The sequence below is a fragment of the Micromonospora sp. S-DT3-3-22 genome (assembly GCF_015354745.1).
Taxonomy (GTDB): Bacteria; Actinomycetota; Actinomycetes; order Mycobacteriales; family Micromonosporaceae; genus Micromonospora; species Micromonospora wenchangensis.
In genome coordinates, this window is record NZ_JACGMO010000027.1 from 1 (window position 1) to 17,261 (window position 17,261).

The following is a 17,261-nucleotide window of genomic DNA, read 5'->3' on the forward strand; positions in this document are numbered from 1 at the left end:
GACGCTCTTCCGATCTGGCACCGGCGACCGGGCCGGCCGGCAGCACCGGGGCGGGCTCGGCCGGCGCGGCCCGGCGGGGCAGCGGGTCGATGGTCGGGTTCGCCATCGTGGGGCTGCCGGCGGAGAAGGCGTTGAACCCGGAGTCGGCGGTCGCCGGGGTGGGGACCGGCGCGAACGGCGGGGCGGAGACCGGCCCGCCGAACTGCACGGCGGGGGCGGTGTCCCGGGCGTCCACCGGCGGCTGCCAGGGGGCCGGGGCGGGCGGCGTGTTGCGCCACTGGTCGGTCAGGGTCGCCGCCGCGCTGCGGGCCCCGTTGAGGGCCCCACCGATACCGGCCTGCGCGGGCGGCTGCTCGACCGCCAGCGGCTGCCGGGGCCGGCTGATCGCCTGGTCCCGGCCCCGGTGGGCGGGGAGCACCACGGTGGCGTTGGGCAGCGTCACCTGGGCGACGGTGCCGCCCTCGACGTTGCGGCGCAGCTCCACCCGGATGCCGTACCGGCTGGCGAGCCGGCTGACCACGGCGAGACCCATCAGCCGGAAGGCGGCCACGTCCACCGTCGGCGGGGCGGCGAGCCGGCGGTTGAGCGAGTCGAGCTGCTCGTCGGTGAGGCCGAGTCCCCGGTCCTCGATCTGGATCAGCACGTAGTCGCGGATGCGCCGGCCGTCGGCGACCACGGTGGTGGTGGGCGGCGAGAAGCGGGTGGCGTTGTCCAGCAGCTCGGCGACGAGCCGTACCACGTCGTTGACCGCGTGGGCGGCGACCGAGATGTCGGTGTCGACGGTGCCGAACTCGATCCGGTTGTAGAGCTCCACCTCGGACTGGGCGGCGCGCAGCACGTCGACCAGCAGGGCGTCGTCGCGGCGCGGCACGGCCGAGTCGGCACCGGCCAGGACCAGCAGGTTCTCGTCGTTGCGGCGCATCCGGGTGGCGAGGTGGTCCAGCTCGAAGAGCTGGGCGAGCCGCTTCGGGTCCTCCTCGCCGCGCTCGATCGCGTCCAGTTCGCCGATCATCCGGTCGACCAGGGTCTGACTGCGCCGGGCCAGGTTGAGGAACATCGCGGAGACGCTGGTGCGCAGGGCCGCCTGCTCGGCGGCGACCCGGACGGCCTCCCGGTGGACGACGTTGAACGCCAGGGCCACCTGGCCGACCTCGTCCCGGTTGGTCAACCGGATCGGGTCCCGCACCTGGCGGACGATCTCCTCGACGCCGCCGTCACCGACGCTGCCCATGTTCTGCAGCCGCTTGACCGCGTCCGGCAGGTCGTGGTTCGCCACCGACAGCGCGCCCTCCCGCAGCCGGCGCAGCGAGTGGTTGAGCGAGCGGGCCAGCACCACCGCGAGGGTGATCGCGACGATGAGGGTGAGCAGCACCAGCACCGACTCGATGACGGCCTGCTGGATGACGTCGCTGCGGGCCTGCTCGGAGCGGGCGAGCAGGGTGTCCTGGAGCTGGATCTCGGTCCATCTCATCAGGTCGTTGACCGCGCCGATCGCGGCGCTGGCGTCACCGGCGCTGACCGGGCTGCGCTGACCGACCGAGCGGGTGATGTCGGCGGCCACCCGGTCGGCGAGGCCGACGGCGTCACCGGAGACCGCGCTGTCGACCAGCGCGCGCTGGGTGGGGTCGGCGGCCAGGGAGAAGCCGAGCAGCGCCTCCTGCTGGCTGGTCAGGGTCGCCACGAAGGAGGAGAACTGCTCCTCGTCGAGGCGTCCGCCGACCAGCGCGGTGTAGGCGACCGCCTCCTCCTCGGCGACGGCCGACTTGGCCCGGCTGAACGCGGCCACCGCGCGGCGGGCGTCCGCGAGGCTCTCCTGGCCGGGCAACTGGGCCAGGGTGTCGCCGTACGAGACCAGGTCGGTGAGGATCACGCCGTACCGCAGGGTGGCCTCGGCGACCGGCATCTGCCGGCGGTCGAGCACCTCCTGCCGGGTCGCGTCGAGCGTCCGCAGGTGGTCGTCGATCACCTTGAGCCGGTCCCGCACGGAGGACGGGACCTCGCCGAGGTCGGCCCGCTCGGCCCGGTACGCGTTGATCCGCTCGCCGGTGGCCCGCACCCGCAGGTTGTAGTCGTCCGGACGCAGCTGCGGGTTCGCCAGGTAGGCGGCGGCCGCCATCCGCTCCTTGTGCAGATCCTGCGTCAGCGCCGAGACGTCGATGGACAGTGCGGTCAGCGACCGGATCTGGGTCGCGTCGACAGCACCCTCGGTAGTGGAGACGAGTCGGATTGTTGCCAACGCGATGACTGCGGCGACCGGTACGACCAGAATGAGGGCGAGCTTGGAACGAATCCGCGCATCCCGCAACCGGGGCAGTCGGCGCTCCCGGTCGGGTCCGGCATTTTCGCCTGGCTCGGGCAGGGTCGTCGGTCCGGTGCTCACGACATCGCCTCCGTCGTATCTTCCACACGCCTGACCCGCCGACCCGCGCCTGGTGCGACGGACAGCGCCATGCGCGGCACGGCCGCGATTTCATCAGAGAAGATCCTGTTTGGGAAGCCGCGTTCGGACAGGAATCGGTCGACCAGTGCGCTGGTCACCATTTTCCCTGCTGAGCAGGCCGCCCCTGAACAGGGCATGTCACTCCAGAGTGTTCGTTCGCCTCTGATGAGTGAGCATGGGTAAATATCTGATGTCCCCACAATGTGAGATTCGCGTCCCGAAACCGCCGTCAGCATCGCGCTTGACCGCACGCCCCCGCATTGGCAAGGTTTTGCAGGCTTTCGCGCACACCGTACGGCACACAATCCCGTTTCTCCACTGAGGACGGACTAGCGGCGGTGACCGGGCCTCGCCCGCGCCGCACCTGGAGGACTGAGTTGAGCCCCATCCGCTCCGCGACCATCGTGGCGCTCGCATCGGCCGTGCTGGCCGCCACGCTCACCGGCTGCTCGTTCGGCGCGGCAGAGAAGGACAGCAGCCCGATCACCATCGCCGCCGACCTCGAACTCTCCGGTGCCGCCGCACCGGTCGGCAAGGCGTACCAGCGCGCCCTGGAACTGAAGGTCGACCAGTTGAACTCGTCCGGCGCCCTGGGCGACCGGAAGATCAAGCTGGTGGTCAAGGACAACCGCTCCGACGCCGCCGAGTCGCTGCGCAACATCGGCGACTTCAGCAACGACGCCACGGTCAACGCCATCATCATGGGCGGCTGCAACCAGTGCGCCGTCGACGCCGTGCGCACCATCAACGAGCGGAAGATCCCGACCATCGCGCTCGCCCCGTCCGGCGCGGTCGCCAACCCGGTCCCCGAACGCCGGTACGTGTTCAAGCTCGCGCCGAACGCGGCCGACAGCGCCGCCGCGCTCACCGCCGAACTGCGGCGGCGCGGGATCACCGAGGTCGGCGTCCTGCACAGCGACGACGACTACGGGCGCGAGGGCCTGACCGCGCTGGACGCCGAGTTCGGCAAGACCACCATCAAGCGGGTACGCGCCGAGGCGGTCCGCACCACCGACACCGAACTGGCCGCGCCGGTGCGCCGGCTGACCAACCGGGACCCCGCCGCCCTGATCATCTGGACCCCGCCGGAGCAGGCCACCCTCGCCGCCACCGCCGCCGACCAGTCCGGCTACGGCGGATCGCTCTTCCTCGACGCCGCCGCGGCCGGCGACCTGTTCCTGGGCGGCTCCGGCCGGGCCACCGAACGGGCCACGTTGATCTTCACGCAGACCATGGTGATCGACGACGTCATCGCCACCACCCCGGCCAAGGCCGCCCGCCGGCAGTGGTTCCAGGACTACACCGCCCGGTTCGGCGGTTACAACGGGCTGTCGTCGTTCGCCGCCGACGCCGTGCAGTTGATCGCCGACTCGGCGCTGCGCTCCGGTGGCCCCGACGGCAAGGTCGACCGGGACGGCCTGCGCGACGTGCTGGAGACGTCCCAGCTCGACGGCCTGTCCGGGCCGATCCGGATGACCCCGGACAACCACTCCGGCCTGATGCCGCAGGCGCTGACCACGCTGGTCGCACGCGGTGGCCGGTGGCGGCTGGCGGGCTGACCGCCGCGCACTGACGGGCCGGTCCCCGGGTGGGGTCGGCCCGTCAGTGGCGTCGGGGGGTCGCCCCGGGACGGGTCAGCGGGCCGAGGTGGTGGCCCGGACCCAGGGCAGGGCCAGCCGCTCCACCAGCGACAACGCCGAGTAGAGCAGGATGCTCATGGCGGCGATCAGCACGATCGCCGCCCACGCGGTCGCCGTGTCGCCGACGCCGTTGTACTGGAGGATCTGGTAACCCAGGCCCGGTTTGTCGGAGTAGAACTCCCCGATCACCGCGCCGATCGCGGCCAGCGGCATCGCCACCTTCAACCCGACGAAGATCTGCGGCAGCGCGGCCGGGAACCGGACCTTGCGGAACGACTGCCACCAGGAGGCGTTCAGCGACCGGGCCAGCTCGGCCAGGTCCGCCGGGGTGGTGGTCAGGCCGGTGGCGGTGGAGAGCACGATCGGGAAGAAGCAGAGCAGGAACACCATGGTCAGGATCGGCTTGGTCCCCCAGCCGACCGAGACCACCAGCAGCGGCCCCAGCGCGATCTTCGGGACCGCGTTGATCGCCACCAGCAGCGGGGCGAACATCCGCTCGACCCGCCGGGAGGCGGCCAGCGCCATCCCGATCAGCACCCCGGCGACCGTCGACAGCAGGAAGCCGAGCAGGGTCATCAGGGTGGTCGTGCCCAGCGCCGGGAAGAGCACGTCCGCCGACGCGGTCAGTGACGACCCGACCGCCTGCGGCGGCGGCAGGGACGCCGGGTGCACCAGGTGCAGCCCGGAGGTGACCGCCCACCAGACGGCCACCGTGACCACCAGGCCGAGCAGCGGCAGGCCGACCGTCGCGGGGCGTATCCGGGACCAGGGTGACCGGCCGGGCGTCGGGGGGGCGGTCGGCACGGCACCCGGCGCGGTCGGCGGTCCGGCCGACCCGGGTACGGGACGGGTCATCGACTCCGTCACAGGGTCCTCCTCTCCTGCCGGCACGCTGGCCGGCACACGACGGGGGTGCGACCCACCGGTCGAACCGCTGGGTCGCACCCCCGTGGCACCGTCGGTGTCGGTCAGGCCTTCGGCACGAGGTCGAAGTTGATGATCTGGTCCGGGGTGATGTTCGACTTGAGCGCGCCCGCGCCCTGGAGGATGGCGATGCTCTTGGCGACCCGGTCGCTGTCCAGGGTGCCGATGGCGGTGCCGGAGTTGCTGGAGCGGACGTAGCCGGCCATCAGCTGCAACTCGGCCGCGGCGGCGGCCGGGTTGGTGGCGTCCACGTTCTTCTTCAGGATCGTGGCCGCCTCCTGCGGGTTGGCCAGAGCGTACTCCAGGCCCTTGAGCAGGGCGGCGGTGAACTTCTTCACCTTCTCCGGGTTCTCCTTGGCGATCTTGCTGGAGGTGATCAGCGCGTTGCCGTAGAGGTCCTGCATCACGTTGCTGTACGGCAGCACGACGGGCTTCTTCTTGGTGACCGCCTCGACCGTCGGCTGGCCGACGACGAACTGACCGATGCCGTCCACCTGGCCGGAGGCCAGCGTGCCCATCAGGTTCTGCGCCTGGTCGTTGACCCAGGTGACCTTGGTGTAGTCCACCCCGGCCATCCGGGCGTAGGTCGGGAAGAGGTTGCGCACGACGGAGCCGGGGGTGTCCGCGAGCTTCTTGCCCTCCAGGTCCTTCGGCGTGGCGATGTTCTTGCCCTCGACCGAGACGATGGCGGCCATGGTGCGCTGCTGGATCGCGGCCACCGCCACGAAGTCCTTGGCCTGCCCGTTGCCGACCTGGAGCAGGCCACCGGTCAGGTCGATCGGGCCGAAGTCGGCCTGGCCGCCGACGATGGTCTGGATGACCGCGCCGGTGCCCTGACCGGGCTTGATCTCCACGTCGAAGCCGGCCTCCTTGAAGAAGCCCTTGTCCTTCGCCACCCAGGCGTAGGAGTCACGACCGAAGTTGCCGAACGAGGTGAGGTAGGTCACCTTCTCCAGCGACGAGCCGTCGCCGGTCTTTGCAGCGTCCGCCGAGTCGGACCCGCCACTGCAGGCGGAGACCAGGGCGAGGGCGGTGGCCAGGGTGGCCGCGGCGACCGTGCGGGTCAGCCTTGTCATCTGTGCACCATGTCCTTTCCGACCGGGCGGTGTACCCGGAGGGGGTTGTCGGTCGGCGGCACGGCGTGAGGGGGCACCGAGCCGCCGTCGTGAAGGGACTCTTCGCTGGCACAGAGTACGAGACACTTACCGTCACCACACCAGGCGGATCGGGTTGCGGAACGGAAACAACTCCGTTCCACCCCGGACAGTGAGCGGCCGACACGCTGGGGATATCCTTGTCGGATTCCTGACCGCCGAATCAGGGGAGACCGACGGCGATGATCCGACTGTCCGATGTGTCGCGTACGTTCGACGGCCGTTCCGGGCGGGTCGAGGCGTTGCGCGGGATCGACCTCGACGTGGCCGAGGGCGAGTTCGTCGCCGTGCTCGGCCGCTCCGGCTGCGGCAAGTCGACCCTGCTCCGGATGATCGCCGGGCTGCTGCCGGTCAGCGGCGGCGAGATCACCGTGGCCGGTAGCCGGATCACCCGGCCCCGCCGGGACGTCGCGATGCTCTTCCAGAAGCCGGCCCTGCTCCCCTGGCGCAGCGTGCTCGACAACGTGCTGCTGCCGGCCGAGATCTTCGGCTGGAGCCGCGCCAAACACCGCGACCGCGCCCGCCAACTGCTGGAACTCTCCGGCCTGGCCGGCTTCGAGAAGCGCCTGCCGCACGAACTCTCCGGCGGCATGCAGCAGCGGGTGTCGCTGTGCCGGTCGCTGATCGGCGAGCCCCGGGTGATGCTGATGGACGAACCCTTCTCCGCCCTGGACGCGCTGACCCGCGAGGAACTCTCCGGGGAACTGCAACGGGTGCACATGGAGACCGGCGCGACAGTCGTCTTCGTCACCCACTCCATCGACGAGGCGGTGCTGCTGGCCGACCGGGTGGTCGTGCTCAGCCCCCGCCCCGGCCGGATCCGCAAGATCGTCGACGTGGACATCCCCCGGCCCCGTACCCTCGGCCGCAACGCGCACCTGGCCGACGTCGCCCGGGTCAGCGCCGACCTGCACGAACTGTTGATGGAACGGGACCTGCCGGCGGCGGCCGGGGTGGAGGGACGATGACCGTGCGGGTGGCCGTGTTCACCGAACCGCACCGGGGCGCCAGCTACGACGACCAGCTCCGGTTCGCCCAGCTCTGCGAGGCCGGCGGGTTCGACGGGTTCCTCCGGGCCGACCACTACCGGGCGATGGGCGACGAACCCGGGCTACCCGGCCCCACCGACGCCTGGCTGACCCTGGCCGCGCTCGCCCGCGAGACCTCCCGCATCCGGCTCGGCACCCTGGTCACCTCGGCCACCTTCCGGCTGCCCGGCCCGCTGGCCGTGATGGTCGCCCAGGTCGACCAGATGAGCGGCGGACGGGTCGAGCTGGGCATCGGCGCCGGCTGGTACGAACGGGAACACACCGCCTACGGCATCCCCTTCCCGAAGGTCGGCGAACGCTTCGACCGGCTCGCCGAGCAGTTGGAGATCGTCACCGGGCTGTGGCGCACCCCGGTCGGCGAGACGTACAGCTGGGCCGGTGAGCACTACCGGCTCGTCGACGCCCCGGCCCTGCCCAAGCCGGTCCAGCAGCCCGGCCCGCCGGTCATCGTCGGCGGCCGGGGACCGAAGCGCACCCCCGACCTCGCCGCCCGGTACGCCGACGAGTTCAACATGCCGTTCAAGTCGGTAGAGGAGACCGCCGAGGCGTACGACCGGGTACGGGAAGCCTGCGACCGGGCCGGCCGGGCCGAGTCGGGGCGGGCACCGCTGGTGCTCTCCGCCGGGATCGTGGTGGCGATCGGGCGTACCGACGCCGAGGCCCACCGTCGGGCCGCCCCGCTGCACGTCAAGAGCGCCCTACCGCCGGAGGACCCGGTGGTCGGCTCCCCCGCCCAACTCGTCGACCGGATCGGCGAGTTCGCCGCGATCGGCGCGACCCGGGTGCACCTGCGGCTGATCGAACTCGACGACCTCGACCACCTGGAACTCATCGCCGCCGAGGTGCTCCCCCAACTGGACGGAACCCGATGACCGACGTGACGCACGACCTCGAACTCGGCCCGGTCGGCCAGGAGATCGTCTTCGAGAACGACCGGGTGCGGGTCTGGCACATCCGGCTGGCCCCGGGCGAGCGCCAGCCGCTGCACCGGCACGACCACCCGTACCTGGTGGTGGCGATCGAGGGCGCCAAGAACGTGGTGCAGACGATCGACGGCACCCGGATCGACGCCGACGAACCCACCGGCGGCGTGGTCTACCGGGACCCGGGCGCCGTCCACATGCTCACCAACGTCGGGGACACGACCTACCTGGCCCGCCTGGTCGAGCTGAAGTAGTCGCTGGTAGAGCTTGGGTAACAGGTCGTCACGGCCGCGCCGCGCCGCAGTGGCGATCGGGGGCACCGGGCCGTAACGTGCGCCACATGGCCTTTCGGACGTGGGGCAAACTGCTGCTCACCGCACTCGGGGTGAGCATGTTGGCCGGGGCCGGCCAACTCGGCATCGCGTACGGCTTCGGCATCGTCCGACTCACCGGCGACTTCACCGACGTCAACCGCTGGCCGGCCCAGCTCGCCTGGGTCGGCTGGTTCGCGGTGACCGCCGCCGTGGTCGGCGCGGTCCTCACCGGCCGGCTCGCCCGGCGCGAAGGGCTGCCCGAGGGCACCCCCGTCCAGCTCGCGATCTCCGGCGTCGCCGCGCTCGGCGCGCTGGTCGTCGCCCCGCTCTGCATGCAGCCCGCGCGGGCCGCCGACCTGAACGCCGTCGACCCGGTATGGGCGGTCGGCATCTGCGCGGTCGCCGGGGCGGTGGTCGGCGCGGGCGCCGCCTCGGCCGTCCTGCTGCGCCCCCCGCTGGGCTGGAACGTCGCCCTGCTGGGCGGGACGATCTGGCTGGTCGCGCTCCTGTCGGTCGCACCGGCGGTGCTGTCCAGCGAGCCGCTGCGCACCGTACGTCTGGGGGTCTTGGAACCCTCCTGGCTCGGGGCGGACCGGGCACAGCGGCTGGCGATGCTGCTGCTGCCCGTGATCGCGCTGGTGGCCGGCGCGGTGACCGGCGGGCTGGCCCGGCGACGGGGACACCCCCCGCTGATCGGCGGGGCGGCCGGGGTGGCCGGGCCGGTGCTGCTCGCCTTCGCCTACCTGACCGCCGGCCCGGGTGACCAGGTGGACCGGTACCAGCTCGCCCCGTACTACGGCGCGGTGATCGCGGTGGTCACCGGCGCGCTCGGCTCGGTCGCCGCCACCCTGCTGCGCTGGCCGCTCTTGCCCGCCCGCTCCGCCCGTCGCGACGGCGGGACGGCGATCGAGCCGACCGACATCCTCGCCCCGCTGCCGGCCGTACCCGATCCGGCCCGCAACGCCGCAGCCGGCTCCGGCCCGGACCGGACCGGCCTGACCGGCTCCGACCCGGCTGGCTCCGACCTGACCGGTACCGACCTGACCGGCTCCGGCGCGGACGAGCCGGTCACCGTGGACCTGAGTGCCGCCACCAGTTCCCTGCACCCCGACCAGCAGGATGTCGCCCGATCCCGGGCCGCCGACCAGCCGGAGGCCGGCACCGCCCGTTCCCGCGCAGCCGACCGGCCCACTGCCACCGCCTCCGGGATGGCCGCCGCCTCCGGGTCCTCGGCCGACGTCGCGCCGGGGGGCGGCGGAGTGCCGGCGGTGCCGGGAACCGGTCCGGGGTGGCCGGTGCCCGACGCGCCGGGCACCGGCCGCCATCCGGCCCACTGGGACTGGCCGGACCCCGCCGCCACGGTCGCCGACCGGCACGCCTCCCACACCACCCCGCCTCCCGCCAGGCCGACCCGGCCCGCATCGGGCCGGACCGACTCGGCCCCGGCCGGCTCGATCCCGTCGACCTCGACCGATCCCGCTCCGACGGATCCGACCTGGATCGGCTCGACCTCAACCGGTCGCTCGACCCCGACCTACCCGGCCCGGACCGGCTCGGCCCCGACCGGGGCGACCTGGACCGGCTCGGCCTCGATCGGTCCGGCTCCCAGCCCGAACCGGCCGGCCTCGACCAGGCCGGACCCGACGGCAGCAGCCCCGAGCGGGCCGGCCGGGGACGGGCCGGGTGCGACGTCCCCCACCGGCGACGGGCCAGGTCAGGCCGGGTCGTCGCGAAGCCGCTCAGGCCAGCGGAAGGCGGCACCGGCCGAACAGGTCGGCAGCGAGGTCGGCGGAGCGGGGCCGGCGGCGGGCACCGGTCCGGCCACCGGGGAGGAGCCCGTGGCCACCCCCAAGCCCAGGGCGAAGCGGGCCAGCCGCGCCCGGTCCACCGCGACCGGAGCTGCCGCCGTCCCCGCCGGGCAACCCGAACCCTCGCCCGCCCCAGGGGCAGGCGACACCGGGGACGACCGACCGGTCGGCTCCGGCCCGACCGGCAGCCCGGCACCGGATGCCGTCGACACCGCCCCGGTCGGCACGACGGCACCGGGAACCACCGGCCGGGGCACCACTGCGGCCACGCCGATCACCAGGGACGTGCCGCCGGTGGCCGGCGTACGGCACGTCGCACCGGGAGGCGTCGAGGGCACCCCCCGCCCCCGCCACCACCTGCCGGATCTCGGCGGTACGGGCGGCCAGGCCGATGCCGACCGGTCCGCACCGGCCCGGGCCGCCCTGCCGTTTCCCGAACCGGCTGCCGCCGAGCAGACGGACGTCCCGAAGCCGGTCAGTCTCCGCTGGGAGCCGGAGGAGTCCCACGGCACCGCACCGGTGGACGGTCAGCCCGCCGACGCTGACCAGGCCGATCCCGCTCCCCACGACGGCAGCGCGCCGGAGCGGGCCGGGAAGGTCAAGGGTCGACGGGGCCTGTTCCGGCGCAACCGCCCCCCGCAGGACACCCCGGCGGACGAAGCCGACCCGAAGTCGGCGACGCCGGACGACGAGTACGTCGACTGGGTCACCGGCCTGGGCAGGCCCCTGGCCGACAACGAGCCGGAACGGGACAGCGGCCGACGCTCCCTGCGTACCAGCGGCCGCCACCACCGCGACTAACCCCCCCCCCCCCCCCCCCCCCCCCGTTCCACCTCGGTGATCAAGAGCTTTGCGTCAACCCGCCCCCCGAAACCTGACGCAAACCTCTTGATCACCAAGCCACACCCAGGCGGGCCGACCGGCCACCCGCCCGGACGGGCGCTGGAGCGCGGTGATCAAGAGCTTTACGTCATCCCCCACGCGGAAACTGACGCAAACCTCTTGATCACCGAAGCAAACCGGGGGGCCGGCCGGCACAACGCGAAACCCGAGCCGGCAAGCACGACGCAGAGCAGCCCAAGCCGGCACTCCCGGACGGCCGCCAGAGGCGGGACGGCTCAGGCGAGGGGGAGGTAGACGCGGTTGCCGGTGGAGCGGAATTCGGCTGACTTGTTCTGCATGCCCTGGGCGGCGTACTCCTTCAACTCCTGGGTGATCTTCATGGAGCAGAACTTCGGGCCGCACATGGAGCAGAAGTGGGCGGTCTTCGCCGGCTCCGCCGGGAGGGTGGCGTCGTGGTACGAGCGGGCGGTCTCCGGGTCCAACGACAGGTTGAACTGGTCTTCCCAGCGGAACTCGAACCGTGCCTTGGACAGCGCGTCGTCCCACGCCTGCGCGCCGGGGTGCCCCTTGGCCAGGTCGGCCGCGTGTGCCGCGATCTTGTACGCGATCACGCCGGCCTTCACGTCGTCCCGGTCGGGCAGTCCGAGGTGTTCCTTCGGGGTGACGTAGCAGAGCATGGCGGTGCCGTACATGCCGATCATCGCGGCCCCGATCGCCGAGGTGATGTGGTCGTACGCGGGGGCGATGTCGGTGGTCAGCGGGCCGAGGGTGTAGAACGGCGCCTCGTGGCACCACTCCTGCTGGAGGTCCACGTTCTCCTTGATCTTGTGCATCGGCACGTGGCCGGGCCCCTCGATCATCACCTGCACGTCGTGTTCCCAGGCGACCTGCGTCAGCTCGCCGAGGGTGCGCAGCTCGGCGAACTGGGCCTCGTCGTTGGCGTCGGCGATCGAGCCGGGACGCAGCCCGTCACCGAGGGAGAACGTCACGTCGTAGCGGGCGAGGATCGCGCACAGTTCCCGGAAGTTGGTGTAGAGGAAGTTCTCCTCGTGGTGGGCCAGGCACCAGGCCGCCATGATCGAGCCGCCCCGGGAGACGATCCCGGTGACCCGGTCGACGGCCAGCGGCACGTACGGCAGCAGCACCCCCGCGTGCACCGTCATGTAGTCCACACCCTGCTCGGCCTGCTCGATCACCGTCTCCCGGAACACCTCCCAGCTCAGCTTGACCGGGTCGCCGCCGACCTTCTCCAGCGCCTGGTAGATCGGCACGGTGCCGATCGGCACCGGCGAGTTGCGGACGATCGCCTCGCGCGTCTCGTGGATGCGCTTGCCGGTGGACAGGTCCATCACGGTGTCCGCGCCCCACCGGGTGGCCCAGGTCAGCTTCTCCACCTCCTCGGCGACCGACGAGGTGACCGCCGAGGTGCCGATGTTGGCGTTGACCTTCACCAGGAACGCCTTGCCGATGATCGCCGGCTCGCACTCGGGGTGGTTGACGTTGAGCGGCAGCACCGCCCGGCCGGCGGCGATCTCGTCGCGGACCAGCTCCGGCGGCAGCCCCTCCCGGATCGCCACGAACTCCATCTCGGGGGTGACCACCCCGGCGCGGGCGTACCAGAGCTGGGTGGGGCGTTGGGAATCGACGCCGGCCAGCGGGGTGCCGGCGCCCCGGACCGGAGCGACGTCCCCCCGCTCGGCGATCCACGGGCCGCGCAGCGGCGGCAGCCCCACCTCCGGGTCCGAGCCGGGGCCCGAGGTGTCGTAGAGGCGTAGCGGCGGGTTGTCCCCGGTCAGCTCCACCTCGGCGAACGGCACCCGGACGTCCGGCCGGGACCCCTCGACGTAGACCTTGCGACGTGCCTGCATGACAGCCTCCCTGTTGGTCATCGGGACCAGCCGAAGTGGTCCAGCGGGCCGCGGCCCGCGCCCAGTTCCCAGTCCCGCGCGCCGGTCAGCGCGCGGGTGACGTACTCCTTGGCGGTGGCGACTGCGACCGGCACCGGGTCGCCGGCGGCGAGCCGGACGGCGATCGCGGCCGAGAACGAGCAGCCGGTGCCGTGGTTGTGCCGGGTGTCCACCCGGGGGGCGCGGAGCAGGGTGGTCGTCCCGCCGCCGGCCAGCACGTCGACCGACTCGCCGGCCGCGTCGACGTCGCCGCCGGTGACCACCACGTACTCCGGGCCGCCGGCCGCCAGGGCCTGCGCCGCCGCGACCATCTCCCCGACCGTGGTCACCGGGCCGCCGGTGAGGGCGGCGGCCTCCGCGCAGTTCGGTGTCGCCACCCGGGCGTACGGCAGCAGCCGCTCGACCGCCGCCACCACACCGAGCCGGTGTCCGCTGGTGGCGACGAGCACCGGGTCGACGACGAGGTGCGGCAGCCGGCCCGCCTCCGCCGCCCCGGCCACGACGTGGGCGACCGCCGGGGTACCGAGCATCCCGGTCTTCACCGCCCGGACCGCGAAGTCGCCGAGCACACTGTCGAGCTGCTCGGCGACGGTCTGCGGGGGCAGCGGCAGCACGGCGTCCACCCCACGGGTGTTCTGCGCGGTGACCGCGGTCAGCACGCTCGTCCCGTACGCGCCGAGGGCGGCGAACACCTTCAGGTCGGCCTGGATGCCGGCACCACCGCCGGAGTCGGACCCGGCGATGGTGAGCACGGTCGTCGGTGTCATGTCCCCTCCTGGGGGATCGGGGTGCGAGGGGTCGGACGGGGTGCCGCCAGCGCGGTGAGCTGGTCGAAGACGCCGGTGAGTGCTGCCGCGACGGCGGTCGGGTCGGCGGCGCGCATGATCGCGCCGAGTACCGCCACCCCGGCCGCGCCCGCCTCGACACACGCCGTCACCTGCTCCGGCGTCTCGATGCCGCCGAGGGCGAGCACGGGTACCGGGCTGAGCCGCACCAGCCGGCGCAGCCCGTCCGGGCACAGGGGTGGGCCGTAGCCGGGTTTGCTGCGGGTGGGCCAGACCGGCGAGAGCGTCACGTAGTCCTCGGTGCCGAGTCGGGCCAGCTCCGCCGCGTCGTGGCAGGACCGGCCGACGAGCCCGACGGCCGGCGGCGGGTACGGCCCGGCGGCGGGCAGGTGGACGGCGTCCCCGTCCAGCGGGTCGGGGCCGGCCACGATCAGGGTGCCGTCGGCCTCGACCAGGACCGCCCGCAGGTCGACGGCGAGCGCGGCCCGGTCGGCGCGGGGCAGGTCCTTCTCCCGCAGCACCACCCACCGCACGCCACCGCGTACCGCCCCCGCGACGACGTCGACGAGGTCGCCGCGTGCCGCCCGCCGGTCCGTCAGCAGCACCACCCCGCGCGGGGCGGCGGGGCGGGTCACAGGTCGGGTCTTCCGTCGTCGGGGGTGGAGGCGAGGGCGTGGAAGCGCCGGGGGATGCGCCCGGCGGTGTACGCGAGCCGCCCGGCCCGTACGCCGTGCCGCATGGCGGTGGCCATCGCCGTCGGGTCGGCGGCCCGGGTGACGGCGCTGGCCAGCAGCACCCCGTCGCAGCCCAGTTCCATGGCGAGCGCCGCGTCGGAGGCGGTGCCGATCCCGGCGTCGAGGATCACCGGCACGTCGACGCTCTGCCGGATGAGCCGGATGTGGTGCGGGTTGGTGATCCCCAGTCCGGAACCGATCGGCGCACCGGCCGGCATCACCGCCGCGCAGCCGACGTCGGCCAGCCGGCGGGCCAGCACCGGGTCGTCGGAGGTGTACGGCAGCACGACGAACCCGTCGGCGACGAGTTCCTCGGCGGCCCGCAGCAGCTCCACCCCGTCCGGGAGCAGGGTGCGTTCGTCGCCGATCACCTCCAGTTTGACCCAGTCGGTGTCGAACGCCTCCCGGGCCAGCCGGGCCACCTTGACCGCCTCGGCGGCGGTGTAGCAGCCGGCGGTGTTGGGCAGCAGCCGTACCGCGCACCGGTCGAGCAGGTCGAGCAGGCCACCTGCGGTGCCGGGGGCGGTGTCGACGCGGCGCAGGGCGAGGGTGACCAGTCCGGTGCCGGAGGCCCGGATCGCCTGTTCCAGCACGTGCAGGTTGGCCGCGCCGCCGGTGCCGAGGATGAGCCGGGAGGTGAAGGTGTGACTGGCGATGGTGAGGGGCATCCGGGTCACCCGCCCTGGGCGGCGCTGAGCACCTCGACCCGGTCACCGTCGCGCAGCACGGTGGCCGGCCAGCCGCCCCGGGGGACCACCTCGCCGTTGACCGCGACGGCGAGCCCGCGCCGTTGCCCGGTGACCGTGGCGACCAGGTCGGCGACGGTCGTGCCGCCGGCCAGCTCGCGTCCGACGCCGTTGACGATCAGTCGCACGTCTTCCTCCTCAGTGGAACCGGTCGGCGGTGAAGGGGGTGAGCAGCGGGTCCGGCTGACCGGTGACGATCAGGTCGGTGATCAGGTCGGCGGTGACCGGGGTGAGCACGATGCCGTGCCGGTGGTGGCCGGTGGCGGCGAGCACGCCGGGCCGGTCGGGCAGCGGGCCGAGGATCGGCGCGTTGTCCGGGGTGCCGGGGCGCAGTCCGGCGCTCGCCTCGGTCAGCGCGTACTCGGCGAGTTCGGGGACGAGGTCGACGGCGGCGCGGAGCAGGCGCAGCACCGCCCCGGCGGTCACCTCGGTGTCGGCGCGCTCCTCGACTGTCGCCCCGAGCACCACCTCACCGTCGTCGCGGGGGACGAGGTAGACCGGCTCGCCGTCGGCGTACCCCCGGATGACGTGCCGGAAGCCGGGCGGGCGGTGGTCGGGCGCGTGGAGCCGCAGCACCTGGCCCTTGACCGGGCGGACCGGCAGCCCGGTCAGCGCGGCGGCGCCGCAGCCGGCGGCGACCACGACGACCGGCGCGTCCACCTCGGCCAGTCGGGTCACCGCGCCGGGCAGCAGGGTCGCGCCGGCCCGTCCGGCGGCGACCCGCAGCGCGTCGACCAGCCGGCGCGGGTCGACCTGGTGGTCGCCGGGGGCGACCGCGCCGCCGCGCAGCCGGGGGGTCAGCGCCGGTTCGCGCTCCCGTAGCTGCGACGGCCGCAGCGCGCTGATCGGCAGCCCCAGCCCCTGCTGGTACGACCAGAGCCGGCGCGCCTCGGCCAGGTCGTCCCCGGTCAGCCCGACGACGAGGGTGCCGTCGGTGCGGTACCCGAACTCCGTTCCGGTGGCTTCGGCCAGTTCGGCGGCGAAGCCCGGCCAGCGGGCGGCGGACTCGGTGAGCAGCCCGGTCAGTTCCCGTTCCCCGAAGTACGCCTCGGCGACGGGGGCGAGCATCCCGGCGGCGACCCGGGACGCGCCGGAGCCGGGGGCCGGGTCGTGCACGGCCACCCGCAGGCCCCGGGCGGCGCAGCGCCAGGCGATCGCCAATCCGACCGGCCCCGCGCCCACGACGGCGACGTCGGGCCGGTTCAGCACGTCAGCGCCGCGATCAGTTCGGCGGTGGCCCGGCCCGGGTCGGCGACGGCGGACAGCGCGCCGACGACCGCCACCCCGTACGCCCCGGCGGCCCGCAGCGCCGGCACCGTGGCGACGGTGACCCCGCCGATGGCGATCACCGGCACGTCGACGGCATCGGCGACGGCGCGGATCCCGGCGGGGCCGATCGGGTCGGGCAGGCCGGTCTTGGTGGCGGTCGGGTGGCACGGGCCGACGCCCAGGTAGCTGGCCCCGGCGGCGACCGCCCGTGCGGCGGCACCCGGTTCCCGGGTGGTCGCCCCGAGCACGGCGTCGGGGCCGAGGACCCGGCGGGCCGCCGCGACGGGCAGGTCGTCCGCGCCGACGTGGCCGCCGTGGGCGTCCACCGCGAGGGCTACGTGCAGCCGGTCGTTGACCAGGCAGGTCGCCCCGTACGGCGCGCACTGCTCGCGCACCCGGCGGGCCAGGTCGTAGGCCTGCCGGTCGGTGGTGTCGTCGGTCACCCGGACCTGGACGACCAGCTCGTCGCGGGCCACCGGGAGGGCGGCCCGCAGGACGGCGAGCGGGTCGCACCCGGGGCGGGTGTCGGTGATCAGATGCAGTCGGCCGAGGGACGGCACGGCAACTCTCCTCCCTGCGCCGGCATTACCCGGATCAGGTTCGACGGTCGGGGGCTCTCAGCCCCCCTCTCAGCCCGGTGTACCGGGCTCCCGTGGGTCACGTGCCTGTGACCGTACGACAGATCCGCTGATCCGCCAAGGGGTGTTAGATTGATCCAGCAACGT

General features: G+C 73.5%; 16 protein-coding genes and 1 riboswitch. Of the genes, 5 read left to right on the forward strand and 11 right to left on the reverse strand.

The annotated features are described in order from the left end of the window. Both H1A17_RS10715 and H1A17_RS10720 read right to left on the reverse strand, forming a co-directional pair. On the reverse strand, positions 1–2,380 hold a 2,380-nt coding region (locus H1A17_RS10715), incomplete at its 3' end, for a sensor histidine kinase (RefSeq protein WP_194821764.1). Further along, positions 2,377–2,538 carry a hypothetical protein gene (locus H1A17_RS10720; RefSeq protein ID WP_168222566.1) on the reverse strand — a complete coding sequence of 54 codons (162 nt, stop codon included), beginning with the start codon at positions 2,536–2,538 and terminating at the stop codon, positions 2,377–2,379. The genes H1A17_RS10715 and H1A17_RS10720, both read right to left, overlap by 4 nt. 279 nt (positions 2,539–2,817) lie before the next feature. Here H1A17_RS10720 and H1A17_RS10725 point away from each other — a divergent pair, with 279 nt between their 5' ends. After that, complete coding sequence (locus tag H1A17_RS10725; RefSeq protein WP_145921728.1) at positions 2,818–3,999, forward strand: ABC transporter substrate-binding protein; 1,182 nt, start codon at positions 2,818–2,820, stop codon at positions 3,997–3,999. A 75-nt stretch (positions 4,000–4,074) separates the two neighbouring features. On the opposite strand, the gene H1A17_RS10730 is transcribed toward H1A17_RS10725, so the two are convergent. Beyond that, positions 4,075–4,947, reverse strand: a complete 873-nt coding sequence (locus H1A17_RS10730) for an ABC transporter permease (protein ID WP_240762404.1) — start codon at positions 4,945–4,947, stop codon at positions 4,075–4,077. A gap of 101 nt (positions 4,948–5,048) precedes the next feature. Beyond that, entirely contained in the window at positions 5,049–6,080 is a 1,032-nt protein-coding gene (locus H1A17_RS10735) for an ABC transporter substrate-binding protein (protein ID WP_088647305.1), read from the reverse strand. Between the two features lie 260 nt (positions 6,081–6,340). On the opposite strand from H1A17_RS10735, the gene H1A17_RS10740 reads away from it, so the two are divergent. The 4 genes from H1A17_RS10740 to H1A17_RS10755 all read left to right on the forward strand — a co-directional run bounded on the left by H1A17_RS10740 (position 6,341) and on the right by H1A17_RS10755 (position 11,053). Then, the gene (locus tag H1A17_RS10740; RefSeq protein WP_145921729.1) at positions 6,341–7,126 is read left to right on the forward strand and encodes an ABC transporter ATP-binding protein; all 786 of its coding nucleotides are present in this window, start codon (positions 6,341–6,343) and stop codon (positions 7,124–7,126) included. A gap of 2 nt (positions 7,127–7,128) precedes the next feature. Beyond that, a complete protein-coding gene (locus tag H1A17_RS10745; protein ID WP_145923050.1) occupies positions 7,129–8,079 on the forward strand; it encodes an LLM class F420-dependent oxidoreductase in 951 nt (316 codons plus the stop codon). Further along, the gene (locus H1A17_RS10750; protein WP_145921730.1) at positions 8,076–8,384 is read left to right on the forward strand and encodes a cupin; all 309 of its coding nucleotides are present in this window, start codon (positions 8,076–8,078) and stop codon (positions 8,382–8,384) included. The genes H1A17_RS10745 and H1A17_RS10750 overlap by 4 nt, the downstream gene beginning before the upstream one ends. A gap of 86 nt (positions 8,385–8,470) precedes the next feature. After that, positions 8,471–11,053, forward strand: coding sequence for a hypothetical protein (locus H1A17_RS10755; RefSeq protein ID WP_194821765.1), 2,583 nt, complete (start codon positions 8,471–8,473; stop codon positions 11,051–11,053). Positions 11,054–11,370: 317 nt separating this feature from the next. On the opposite strand, the gene thiC is transcribed toward H1A17_RS10755, so the two are convergent. From thiC to thiE, 7 genes are all read right to left on the reverse strand, one after another. Next, complete coding sequence (gene thiC, locus H1A17_RS10760) at positions 11,371–12,963, reverse strand: phosphomethylpyrimidine synthase ThiC (RefSeq protein ID WP_194821766.1); 1,593 nt, start codon at positions 12,961–12,963, stop codon at positions 11,371–11,373. A 17-nt stretch (positions 12,964–12,980) separates the two neighbouring features. Beyond that, a complete protein-coding gene (thiD, locus tag H1A17_RS10765) occupies positions 12,981–13,769 on the reverse strand; it encodes a bifunctional hydroxymethylpyrimidine kinase/phosphomethylpyrimidine kinase (RefSeq protein WP_194821767.1) in 789 nt (262 codons plus the stop codon). Next, complete coding sequence (locus H1A17_RS10770; RefSeq protein ID WP_194821768.1) at positions 13,766–14,422, reverse strand: thiamine phosphate synthase; 657 nt, start codon at positions 14,420–14,422, stop codon at positions 13,766–13,768. The genes thiD and H1A17_RS10770 overlap by 4 nt, the downstream gene beginning before the upstream one ends. Further along, positions 14,419–15,189, reverse strand: coding sequence for a thiazole synthase (locus H1A17_RS10775; protein ID WP_194821769.1), 771 nt, complete (start codon positions 15,187–15,189; stop codon positions 14,419–14,421). Before H1A17_RS10775 ends, H1A17_RS10770 begins: the two co-directional genes overlap by 4 nt. Positions 15,190–15,194: 5 nt before the next feature. Beyond that, positions 15,195–15,395 (reverse strand): sulfur carrier protein ThiS, encoded by a 201-nt coding sequence (thiS, locus tag H1A17_RS10780; RefSeq protein WP_194821770.1) that lies wholly within the window; start codon positions 15,393–15,395, stop codon positions 15,195–15,197. 10 nt (positions 15,396–15,405) lie between these two features. Further along, the gene (thiO, locus tag H1A17_RS10785; protein WP_194821771.1) at positions 15,406–16,476 is read right to left on the reverse strand and encodes a glycine oxidase ThiO; all 1,071 of its coding nucleotides are present in this window, start codon (positions 16,474–16,476) and stop codon (positions 15,406–15,408) included. Continuing rightward, the gene (thiE, locus tag H1A17_RS10790; RefSeq protein WP_194821772.1) at positions 16,470–17,096 is read right to left on the reverse strand and encodes a thiamine phosphate synthase; all 627 of its coding nucleotides are present in this window, start codon (positions 17,094–17,096) and stop codon (positions 16,470–16,472) included. Before thiE ends, thiO begins: the two co-directional genes overlap by 7 nt. Further along, positions 17,091–17,199: riboswitch (TPP riboswitch) on the reverse strand. (Overlaps the previous gene by 6 nt.) Between the last annotated feature and the right edge of the window lie 62 nt (positions 17,200–17,261).